The sequence below is a fragment of the Cupriavidus sp. 05N40 genome (assembly GCF_056397305.1).
The window spans coordinates 1-10,390 of record NZ_JBFTND010000238.1; the positions used below are offsets into that span (position 1 = coordinate 1).

Here is a 10,390-nt window from a genome sequence, read left to right on the forward strand (position 1 = left end):
CCTCTGCCGAGCCACCTTCCTCGCCGTCCTCATGTCGCCACGTCCCTTGTTTCGCCAGCACCGCCCGCAGCGGCCCCTGCGCCTGCAGAACCTGATCCTGCTGTTGCTGGCCTGCGCGCTGGCGCTCGCCGTGCTGCTGCTGGCCTTCGCCAGGCAATGGCTGCCGCGCGAGGACGTACCGGCGCGGGCGGACTGGATCGTGGTGCTGGGCGGGGAGTCGGGCGAGCGCGTGATCGGCGCGGCGGAGCTGTACCACGCCGGCGTGGCGCCCTTCGTGTTCGTCACCGGCACCGGAGACTGCCTGTTGAACGTGCGCCGGCTGGTCATGGCCGGTGTGCCGCGCGGGCGTATCGGCTACGAGTGCTTTTCGCGCAGCACCATGGAAAACGCCCGCATGACGCGGGCGCAACTGGAGCGCTTCGCGCCCCGCCAGGCGGTGCTGGTGACCAGCTGGTATCACACCAGCCGGGCCCTGCAATCGTTCCGCCAGACCTGGGGCGAGGTCGAGTGGGGCGCTCATGGCGTCTATCCCGGCGCGAGCCTGACGAACTCGCTGGTGATCTACGAGGGCAGCGCCGTGCTTGCCGAATACCTCAAGCATGCCTGGTACGCGATCCGCTATTGAGCGGGGCGCGTGCCTGCCGCCGGCGGCCGCCCTCAGTGGCGGCGCACGCGGCGCAGTTCATCGACGATCAGCAGCACCGCGCCCACCGTGATGGCGCAGTCCGCCACGTTGAACGCGGGCCAGTGGTAGTTGCGCATGTGGAAGTCGAGGAAGTCGATCACATGGCCGTAGGCCACCCGGTCCACCACGTTGCCGATGGCGCCGCCCAGGATCAGCGAGATCGCGAAGCAGAACAGGCGCTGGCCGGTGTGGCGGTACAGCATCCACACGATGAACAGTCCCACCACCACGCCGAGCCCGGTGAAGAACCAGCGCTGCCAGCCGCCGGCGTCGGCCAGGAAGCTGAACGCCGCGCCCTTGTTGTAGACCAGCACCAGGTTGAAGAAGCCGGTCACGGGACGCGACTCGCCGTAGGCGAAGGTCCGGACGATGACGATCTTGAAGAACTGGTCGAGCACGATCACCAGCAGGGCGAACGCCAGCCACAGCAGCGGCGTGGTGCTGCTGCCCTTGCTGGCGCGCTTGGTGCCGCGCGCGCTACGCGTGGTGGTGGTGGCCATCAGGCGTGGCTCCTGTGTTCACCGGCGCCGAACAGGTTGCTGTCGCAGCGGCCGCAGAGGGTAGGGTGGGCCGGGTCGCGGCCGACGTCGGCGCGGTAGTGCCAGCAACGCTCGCACTTGGCGTGCACCGACGGCGTGACCGTGACCAGCAGGTCGCCGCCTTCCGGCGCGGGCGCCACCTTGGCGGCGGAGGTCAGCAGCACGAAGCGCAGGTCGTCGGCCAGGCTTTGCAGCGCGGCCAGCACGGGGCCGCCGGCCTGGATGGTGACCTCGGCCTGCAGCGACGAGCCGATCTCGCCGTCCACGCGCACCGACTCCAGTTGCTTGGTGACTTCCGCGCGTACTTCGCGGATGGCGTGCCACTTCTGCAGCAGCTCGTCGGCCTGGTCGACCGCCGGCACCTCGTAGTAGGTGCTGGTGAAGATGGTGTCGCGGTGCTCGGTGCCGTGGCCGAAGATCTGCCAGGCTTCCTCGGCGGTGAACGAGAGGAAGGGCGCCATCCAGTGCAGCATGGCCTGGGTGATGTGGTAGATCGCGTTCTGCGCGGCGCGGCGCTCCTTGGAGCCGGCGGCCGTGGTGTAGAGGCGGTCCTTGAGCACGTCGAGGTAGAAGCCGCCGAGGTCTTCCGAGCAGAACGTCTGCAGCTTGGCCACCACCGGGTGGAACTCGTAGCCGTCGTAGTGCGACAGGATCTCGCGCTGCAGGCGGTCGGCCAGCGCCACCGCGTAGCGGTCGATCTCCAGCCATTCCGACACCGGCAGCGCATGCTGCGCGTGGTCGTAGTCGGCCAGGTTGGCCAGCAGGAAGCGCAGCGTGTTGCGGATGCGGCGATAGCCCTCCACCACGCGCTTGAGGATCTCGTCGGAGATCGACAGTTCGCCGGAGTAGTCGGTCGAAGCCACCCACAGGCGGATGATCTCGGCGCCCATCTTGTTCGACACATCCTGCGGCGAGACCGTGTTGCCGACCGACTTCGACATCTTGCGGCCTTCGCCGTCCACGGTGAAGCCGTGCGTCAGCAGCGCCTTGTAGGGCGGCTTGCCATACAGCATCGAGGCGGTCAGCAGCGAGGAGTGGAACCAGCCGCGGTGCTGGTCCGAGCCTTCCAGGTACAGGTCCGCCAGGCGGCCTTCGGGCAGGTCGGCCGACGGATCGTACAGGTCTTCCCGGTGCGAGCTGCGGATCACGCTCCAGTGCGTGGTGCCGGAGTCGAACCAGACATCGAGCGTGTCGCGGTTCTTCTCATAGAGGGCGGCCTCGTCGCCGAGCAACTCCTTCGGGTCCAGCGTCTGCCAGGCTTCGATGCCGTGCTGCTCCACGCGCCTGGCCACTTCTTCCAGCAGTTCCGGCGTGCGCGGGTGCAGCGCGCCGGTTTCCTTGTGCAGGAAGAAGGCCATCGGCACGCCCCACTGGCGCTGGCGCGACAGGGTCCAGTCGGGCCGGTTGGCGATCATGTTGTGCAGGCGCTGCTTGCCCCAGGCGGGGAAGAACTCGGTAGCCTCGATGCCGGCCAGCGCGGTCTCGCGCAGGGTGGGGCCATCGTCGACCGGGTCCACGTCCATGCCCGCGAACCACTGCGAGGTGGCGCGGTAGATGATCGGCGTCTTGTGGCGCCAGCAATGCATGTAGCTGTGGGTGTACTTGTGCGAGTTGAACAGGTTGCCCGAGGCCTTGAGCGTGTCCACGATCTTCGGGTTGGCGTCCCAGATCTTCTCGCCGCCGAACAGCGCCAGGGTGCTGGCGTAGACGCCGTCGCCCATCACCGGGCTGATGATGTCGGCGTCCTTCATGCCGTGCGCCTTGCACGACTGGAAGTCTTCCACGCCGTAGGCCGGCGCCGAGTGCACGATGCCGGTGCCGGTATCGGTGGTGACGTAGTCGCCCAGGTAGACCGGCGAGAGGCGGTCGTAGCCCGCGTCCATCTTGGCCAGCGGATGGTGGAAGCGGATCTCCGACAGCGCCGCGCCGGTGGTGGTGGCCAGCACGCTGCCTTCGAGCTCGTAGACCTTGAGCTGTTCCTCGACACGCTCGGTGGCCAGGATCAGGTAGCCGCGCGGCGTGTCGACCAGCGCGTACTCCACTTCCGGGTGCACGTTGAGCGCCTGGTTGGACGGGATGGTCCACGGCGTGGTGGTCCAGATCACGATCCAGCCGGGCTTGGCGGCCAGCTGTGCCGCGGGCAGCTTGAACGCATGCGCGAGCTTGTCGGCCTCGGCGAAGGGGAAGCCCACGTCGATCGAGAGGTCGGTCTTGTCCTTGTACTCGACCTCGGCCTCGGCCAGCGCCGAGCCGCAGTCGAAGCACCAGTTCACCGGCTTGAGGCCGCGGAACACGTAGCCTTTTTCCATGATCTTGCCCAGCGCGCGCAGCTCGTCGGCTTCGTTGCTGTAGTTCATGGTCAGGTAGGGGTGTTCCCAGTCGCCCAGCACGCCCAGGCGCTCGAAGTCCAGCTTCTGGCGGGCGATCTGTTCGGTGGCGTAGGCGCGCGCCTTCGACTGGACTTCCTGCACCGGCAGGCCCTTGCCGAACTGCTTTTCGATCTGGATCTCGATCGGCATGCCGTGGCAGTCCCAGCCCGGCACGTAGACCGCGTCGAGGCCGGACAGGCCGCGCGCCTTGACGATCATGTCCTTGAGGATCTTGTTGACGGCGTGGCCGATGTGGATGTCGCCATTGGCGTACGGCGGGCCGTCGTGCAGGATGAACTTCTTGGCGCCTTTGCGGGCGGCCCGGATCTTCTTGTAGATCTGCTTTTCCTGCCACTGCTTGACCCACAGCGGCTCGCGCTTGGGCAGGTCGCCGCGCATCGGGAAGGGGGTCTCGAGCAGGTTGACCGGATACTTGCTTTTTTCGGGCTTGGCGCGTTTGTCGTTGGACATGTCGATTCTCGGGGCAATTCGGTTGCCGCGCGGGGCACTAGCTCGGCTGGGTGCGGGCGCGCGGTACGGCGTGGGCAGGCTGCGGGGAAGCCACGGTTTTGAAGGGGTAGCGACCCGGGTCCCGCTGCGCGGGAACGGGGCGCTAGCTAATTCGGTCGGTGGCGGAAGTGGCGAAGTCGCGCCCGCCCGCTGCCAGCGTGGTGCCCGCGGGCGAGCCCGGCGCGGTCAGGCCGAAGAAGGCGCGGGCGTCCGCGCTGTCCTTGGCGATGGCCGCGGTCAGCGCTTCGAGGCCGTCGAAGCGGGCCTCGTCGCGCAGCTTCTTCATGAATTCGACCCGCACCAGCTTGCCGTAGATGCTCTCGCTGAAGTCGAACAGGTGGACTTCCAGCAGGACCCGGCCGGCATCCTCGATGGTCGGGCGCACGCCGATGCTGGCCACGCCCGGTACCGGATGCTCGCCCAGCCCGTGCACCTGCACCACGAAGATGCCGCTGACCGCCGGCCGCTTGTGGGAGATGCGCAGGTTGAGGGTGGGGAAACCGAGGTCGCGCCCCAGCTTGCGGCCATGGATCACGTGGCCGCTGATGGCGTAGCCGTGGCCGAGCAGGCGGCGCGCATGCTCGAGATCGCCGTCGGCCAGCGCCTGGCGCACCGCGGAGCTGGAGATGCGCACGCCGCCTTCGGAGACCGAACCCATCTGTTCCACGTCGAAGCCGAACTGGCCGCCGGCCTGCTGCAGGTAGGCAAAGTCGCCGGCACGCTTGGCACCGAAGCGGAAATCGTCGCCGACCAGCAGCCAGCGCGTGTGCAGGCCATGCCAGAGCACGTTCTCCACGAACGCTTGCGGAGACTGGGCGGCGAAATGGGCGTTGAAATGCTCGACGACGACGCGGTCGACCCCGTTGCGGCGCAGGCTCTCGAGCTTGTCGCGCAGCAGCGCGATGCGCGTGGGCGCCTTGTCCGGGGTGAAGAACTCGCGCGGGTGCGGCTCGAAGGTCATCACGCACAGCGGCAGGCCGCGCGCGTCTGCCGCCGCGCGCGCGCGGGCGAGCAGCGACTGGTGGCCACGGTGGACACCGTCGAAATTGCCGATGGTGAGGGCGCAGGGCGCACGGCTCTCGGCATTGGGCAGGCCACGGAAGACTTTCACGAGGACGGCGTCAGGCGTTCGGATAAAGCGAGCATTATAAGGCGAATGGGGGGCAAGTTTCGCCCGGCCGCGCCGCAGCGGGGCCGGGAGCTGGCGTTTTTGTGCACGGATCGACCCATCGGCGTGGCGCCGCGCCCCAAAAGGCGGCATGATACGGCGGATCGCTTCCGACRCCCCAGCCCTTCCCTTGATCGCGCTGCTCAACCGAATCCTGCCGCCGCCAGGGCCTCCGCTCGATACCGACACGCGGGCCAAGCTGCTGGCGACCATCCACCGCGTCTCTCCCACCGCCATCGTCGCCTCGCTGGTGCTGCCGGTCCTGACCGCGATCGCCTTCTGGTCCGCTGCCGACCATGCCGCGCTGCTGGGCTGGTGCGGCGTGATGCTGGTGTTGACCACCGCTACGGGCTGGTTCTATTTCGGCTACCTGCGCGACGGCGCCACCATGAGCCGCTCGGCGCATACGCGCAAGTGGTGGGCCAATATGCGGGCAATGGCCTTCCTGACCGGCCTGACCTGGGGCAGCTCCGCCCTGCTGCATCTCTTTACCGGCTCGACCGTGTTCTCCAGCGTGCTGTACCTGCTGGCGCTCGGCGTGCTGGCGGGCGGGGTCACCGCCCAGTCGCCGGTGCCGTCGAACCTGGTCTACGCCGGCGTCCCGATCCTGGTGCCCAATATCCTGCTGGCCGACTATGCATTTCCCGGTCACGGCACCTACGTGCAACTGCTGCTGATGGTCTACGCCATCATGCTCACGCGCCATGCGCTGAACCTGCAGCGCACGCTGGTGCGGGCGATCCAGCTCGAAAGCGACAGCCGGCGACTGGCCAAGCAGTTCCAGGAAGAAAAGGAAAGGGCGCTGCACGCCAGCGAGGAGAAATCCCGCTTCCTCGCCGCCGCCAGCCATGACCTGCGCCAGCCCGTGCATGCGCTCGTGATGCTGGTCGAGGCGCTGCGCGCGCGCAACAAGTCGTCTTCGCTGCATCCGCTGGTCGAGCAGGTGGCGGCCGGCACCCAGACCATCGACCTGCTGTTCCGCTCGCTGCTGGACCTGTCCAAGCTCGAAGGCCGCAAGGTGTTGCCCACGCTGGAGCCGTGCGAACTCGGCCATCTCATCAACGAGGTGATGAGCCAGTTCGCCGCGGATGCGCGCGAAAGCGGGCTGACGCTGACGCCRCGCGTGCCTGAGGAACTGTATGCCATGGCCGAGCCGGTGCTGCTGCGCCGCGCGCTGTTCAACCTGGTGCAGAACGCGCTGCGCTACACGCGCCGCGGCGGCGTGCTGGTGACCGCGCGCGAGCGCCGCAAGCATATCCGCGTGGAGGTGTGGGACACCGGCGCCGGCATCACGCCGGAGCACCTGCCCGATATCTTCTCGCCTTACTACCAGGTGCATAACCCGCAGCGCGATCCGTCCCAGGGGCTGGGGCTGGGGCTGGCCATCTTCAAGGAGTGCGTGCGCCTGATGCGCGGCACCTATGGTGTGCGCTCGGTGCCGGGGCGGGGGTCGGTATTCTGGTTCTCGCTGGCGCCGGTGGAGGCCGAGACCGTCGCCACGATCCGGGCCGTGCGCGCCTCGGCGCAGGCCGAGGACGCCAAGCCGGACCGCCTGCGCGGCACCGTGCTGGTGGTGGACGACGATACGCAGATCCGCAAGGCCTGGATCGCGCTGATGGAAGCCTGGGGTATCGAGGTAGCCTGCGCGGCCCACGGCGCGGACGCCGACCACCTGTTCGGGCAGGGGCTCAAGCCGGACATCATCTTCTGCGACCTGCGCCTGCCTGGCAGCGAGAATGGCCTGGACCTGCTCGAGCGCTGGCAGAACACGCAGCCGCAGGCGCGCAGCGCGCTGTTGTCCGGCGACCTGAAATCCGACGCGCTGGCGGCGGCCGAGGAAGCCGGCTACTTCGTGCTGCCCAAGCCGGTCGATCCGGCGGCGCTGCGCCTGTTGCTGCGGCGCTGGCTGCGCCCGGCCTGACAGGCGCCATCGGAAGGTCCCGGCGCCGCGTTACGCGGCCACGGCCAGCGCCGTTTGCAAAGTTGCACGCCCAGCGCTTCGCCTTGTTCCGAACATTCCGATCATGCAGATATCCGATCGCGCTGATCGAGTTGATCGTGCTGATCGTGCTTCCCGGCCCGATCCGCCGGGCTTCGTGCGCTTACTGGCGCAGGCGGAACCGCTCCATGCGCGACATCACCTGCATGCGCGTGCGCACGCCGAGCCGTTGCAGGATGGCCGAGACGTGTTCCTTGACGGTGTTCTCGGTCAGTCCCAGGCGCCGTGCGATGACCTTGTTGGGCAGGCCTTCGAGCACCAGCGCGAGCACCGAGCCCTGGCGCGGGGTCAGCCCCAGTTCGGCCGGAGTGACAGGAATGCCGTGGGCCGGCCCGAAGGACTGGGCGCGGCCGTTGAGGGCTTCGTCGGAGGGGAAGGAGGTGTCGCCCGCCAGCACCTTGCGTACCGCCGCGGTGAAGGCATTGGCGTCGAGGTGCTTGCCGACGAAGCCGTAGGCGGCCAGCGCGCGCGCACGGCCCACGATCTCGGGCGTGGCTTCGGCCGACATGAAGATGAAGCGCGCGGAGGGGACCAGCGTCTTGAGCGCCTGCATGGCATCGAAGCCGGTGCCGTCCGTCAGCCAGATATCGAGCAGCACGATGTCCGGGCGCAACCCCTGTTGCAAGGTGGTGAGCGCCTCCTTGGCGCTCCCGGCGGCATGGACCGCGACGTCGGGCATCACTTCCGCCAGGAAGGCGGTGGTGCCGGACAAGGCCATTGGATGATCATCGACCACCAGCAAGGTCGGTGCAGCGTTCGACATGCGATATCCCGTCTAATTTCTCACTTCGTCCTTGTTGTCACTTGAAGCCGCGTGAAACGGTCTGCGCGTGGACGATAGCAGCCACTCTAGCAGAGCGGGCGAGGCGTCACAATCATGCGACAAGGAACACCGTTGCGCGCAGGCCATGCAAATCGTTGCGCCGACGGGGGTTTAGCGTGTTTTAAGTGCCTAATGCGCTCGCTTTGGTCGTGTACGGGTCCTCCCTTGGTAGAATTGCGCGATGAAAAATATCGTTATCCTGATTTCAGGGCGTGGCTCCAACATGGAAGCCATCGTCCGCGCCTGTGCCGCCGAGGGCTGGCCGGCGCGCGTGGCGGCCGTCCTGTCCAACCGGCCTGATGCCGAAGGCCTGCAGTTCGCCGCCGATCATGGCGTGCCGACCGGCGTGGTCGATCACAAGAAATATGCAGATCGCGCCTCTTTTGACGCGGCGCTCGGTGCTGCCATCGATGCCCATGCCCCCGATCTGGTCGTGCTGGCCGGCTTCATGCGTATCCTGACGCCGGGGTTTGTCGACAAATATGCGGGGCGCATGCTGAATATCCATCCTTCGCTGCTGCCTTGCTTTCCCGGCATGCATACGCATCGCCAGGCCATCGAGGCAGGCGTCAAAGTGCATGGCGCAAGCGTCCATTTCGTCACACCCGAGCTCGATCACGGCCCGGTGATCGTCCAGGCCGCGCTCGACGTGCTGCCCGGCGACACGCCCGAGAGCCTGGCCGAGCGCCTGTTGCCGGCCGAACACGCAATCTACCCGCGCGCAGTGCGCTGGTTCGTCGAGGACCGGCTGCGCGTGCATGCCGGCGTGGTCAGCGTCGACCCCGCCGAATCCCAGCTTTTCACGGCCTTTGCTGCCGCTAAGGAGGTGCAGTCATGAGCCGGAATACCGCAGGGGCACGCCAGCCCGTCCGCAACAAGCGCAAGGCCACGCCGATCCGCCAGGCCGCGCGCACCAGCGACAGCCGCGACGGCCACGCGCCGCAGCAGGGCCGCGCGCCGCACGGCGGCCTGCACGCCGTCCATATCCAGCACATCGACCGCCTGCTGGGCAAGGTGCTGATGTTCACGCGCCCGTCCGACGTGGTGGTGAGCTATTACTTCCGCGAAAACCCGAAACTGGGGCACCGCGAGCGCGGCATCATCGCCGAAGCCGTGTTCGCGGTGTTGCGCCGGCGGGTCGAGTTCTCGCAGTTCGCCGCTTCCGGCACGGGCGCCTCGCAGCGCCGCCTCGCCCTGCTGGGCCTGGCAGCCACGCTCGGCCGCGACGTGCTGACCCCCTTCCTGCTGCCCGAGGAAGGCGAGTGGCTGGACCGGCTGACCACCATCGAACGCGCCAGCCTGGCCCCGCGCGTGCGCGCCAACCTGCCCGAGTGGCTGTTCGACGAGCTCGCGGCGCGCCACGACGCGGCCTTCGTCGAAGCGCTGGGCGATGCCTGGCTGCGCCCGGCTCCGCTGGACCTGCGCGCCAACCTGGCCAAGACCTCGCGCGAAGCCGCGCTGGCCGAGCTGGAGGCCGCAGGCCTGAAGGCCGAGGCCACGCCGATGGCGCCCGCGGGCATCCGCCTGGCTGGCAAGCCTGCGCTGAACCAGCTGCCCTTGTTCGTCAATGGCCTGGTCGAAGTGCAGGATGAAGGCAGCCAGTTGCTGTGCAACCTGGTTGCACCCAAGCGCGGCGAGATGGTGGTCGATTTCTGCGCGGGCGCGGGCGGCAAGACGCTGGCGCTGGGCGCGCTGATGCGCTCGACCGGCCGTCTCTACGCATTCGACGTGTCCGAGAAGCGGTTGGCCAACCTCAAGCCGCGCCTGGCGCGCAGCGGGCTGTCCAACGTGCATCCGGTGCAGATCGATTCCGAGCACGACGCCAAGATCAAGCGCCTGGCCGGCAAGATCGACCGCGTGCTGGTGGACGCGCCCTGCAGCGGCCTCGGCACGCTGCGGCGCAATCCGGACCTGAAGTGGCGCCAGTCGCCGCAGTCGGTGCTGGAGCTGACCGCCAAGCAGGCATCGATCCTCGAGTCCGCCGCGCGCCTGGTGAAGGTCGGCGGGCGCGTGGTCTATGCCACCTGCAGCGTGCTGGAGGCCGAGAACGAGGGCATCGTGCGCGGTTTCCTCGGCTCGCATCCGGGCTTCCGCCTGGTGCCGGCCTCGCAGGTGCTGGCCGAGCAGAAGATCGTGGTGCCGGGCTTGCCCGAGGATGCCGAAATGCTGGCGCTCTATCCGCACGTGCACCAGACCGACGGCTTCTTTGCCGCAGTGCTGGAGCGCGTCAGTTAAGCGTTGGCCAGGGTTGGCCCGGGTTAGCCGGGCTTAGCCGGCGTCCTGTCACCGGCGTCCTG

8 protein-coding genes are annotated in these 10,390 nt (G+C 68.0%); 4 read left to right on the forward strand and 4 right to left on the reverse strand.

Features of this window, described 5'->3' with window-relative positions; all coding sequences use genetic code 11:
• Positions 1–46: 46 nt before the first annotated feature.
• Positions 47–625: a YdcF family protein gene (locus AC1DO7_RS35520; RefSeq protein ID WP_477117192.1), complete on the forward strand. Its 579-nt coding sequence runs from the start codon at positions 47–49 to the stop codon at positions 623–625.
• Positions 626–657: 32 nt separating this feature from the next.
• Here the strand turns inward: AC1DO7_RS35520 and lspA are convergent, their stop codons facing one another.
• The 3 genes from lspA to AC1DO7_RS35535 form a co-directional block, all read right to left on the reverse strand.
• A complete protein-coding gene (gene lspA, locus AC1DO7_RS35525) occupies positions 658–1,185 on the reverse strand; it encodes a signal peptidase II (RefSeq protein WP_441618543.1) in 528 nt (175 codons plus the stop codon).
• A complete protein-coding gene (gene ileS / locus AC1DO7_RS35530; RefSeq protein WP_441618545.1) occupies positions 1,185–4,064 on the reverse strand; it encodes an isoleucine--tRNA ligase in 2,880 nt (959 codons plus the stop codon). Before ileS ends, lspA begins: the two co-directional genes overlap by 1 nt.
• 142 nt (positions 4,065–4,206) lie before the next feature.
• A complete protein-coding gene (locus AC1DO7_RS35535) occupies positions 4,207–5,214 on the reverse strand; it encodes a bifunctional riboflavin kinase/FAD synthetase (protein ID WP_441618547.1) in 1,008 nt (335 codons plus the stop codon).
• 148 nt (positions 5,215–5,362) lie between these two features.
• On the opposite strand from AC1DO7_RS35535, the gene AC1DO7_RS35540 reads away from it, so the two are divergent.
• Complete coding sequence (locus AC1DO7_RS35540) at positions 5,363–7,192, forward strand: sensor histidine kinase (protein ID WP_477117191.1); 1,830 nt, start codon at positions 5,363–5,365, stop codon at positions 7,190–7,192.
• A gap of 181 nt (positions 7,193–7,373) precedes the next feature.
• Here the strand turns inward: AC1DO7_RS35540 and AC1DO7_RS35545 are convergent, their stop codons facing one another.
• The gene (locus AC1DO7_RS35545) at positions 7,374–8,033 is read right to left on the reverse strand and encodes a response regulator (RefSeq protein ID WP_441618551.1); all 660 of its coding nucleotides are present in this window, start codon (positions 8,031–8,033) and stop codon (positions 7,374–7,376) included.
• Positions 8,034–8,274: 241 nt separating this feature from the next.
• Here AC1DO7_RS35545 and purN point away from each other — a divergent pair, with 241 nt between their 5' ends.
• Both purN and AC1DO7_RS35555 read left to right on the forward strand, forming a co-directional pair.
• A complete protein-coding gene (gene purN / locus AC1DO7_RS35550; RefSeq protein WP_441618553.1) occupies positions 8,275–8,931 on the forward strand; it encodes a phosphoribosylglycinamide formyltransferase in 657 nt (218 codons plus the stop codon).
• Complete coding sequence (locus AC1DO7_RS35555; protein WP_441618555.1) at positions 8,928–10,328, forward strand: RsmB/NOP family class I SAM-dependent RNA methyltransferase; 1,401 nt, start codon at positions 8,928–8,930, stop codon at positions 10,326–10,328. The genes purN and AC1DO7_RS35555 overlap by 4 nt, the downstream gene beginning before the upstream one ends.
• Positions 10,329–10,390 lie beyond the last annotated feature (62 nt).

Bases quoted from the DNA above. Each gene is read 5' to 3' on its own strand.
- lspA (WP_441618543.1), bottom strand. From the start codon at position 1,185: ATGGCCACCACCACCACGCGTAGCGCGCGCGGCACCAAGCGCGCCAGC.
- purN (WP_441618553.1), top strand. From the start codon at position 8,275: ATGAAAAATATCGTTATCCTGATTTCAGGGCGTGGCTCCAACATGGAA.
- AC1DO7_RS35545 (WP_441618551.1), bottom strand. From the start codon at position 8,033: ATGTCGAACGCTGCACCGACCTTGCTGGTGGTCGATGATCATCCAATG.
- ileS (WP_441618545.1), bottom strand. From the start codon at position 4,064: ATGTCCAACGACAAACGCGCCAAGCCCGAAAAAAGCAAGTATCCGGTC.
- AC1DO7_RS35555 (WP_441618555.1), top strand. From the start codon at position 8,928: ATGAGCCGGAATACCGCAGGGGCACGCCAGCCCGTCCGCAACAAGCGC.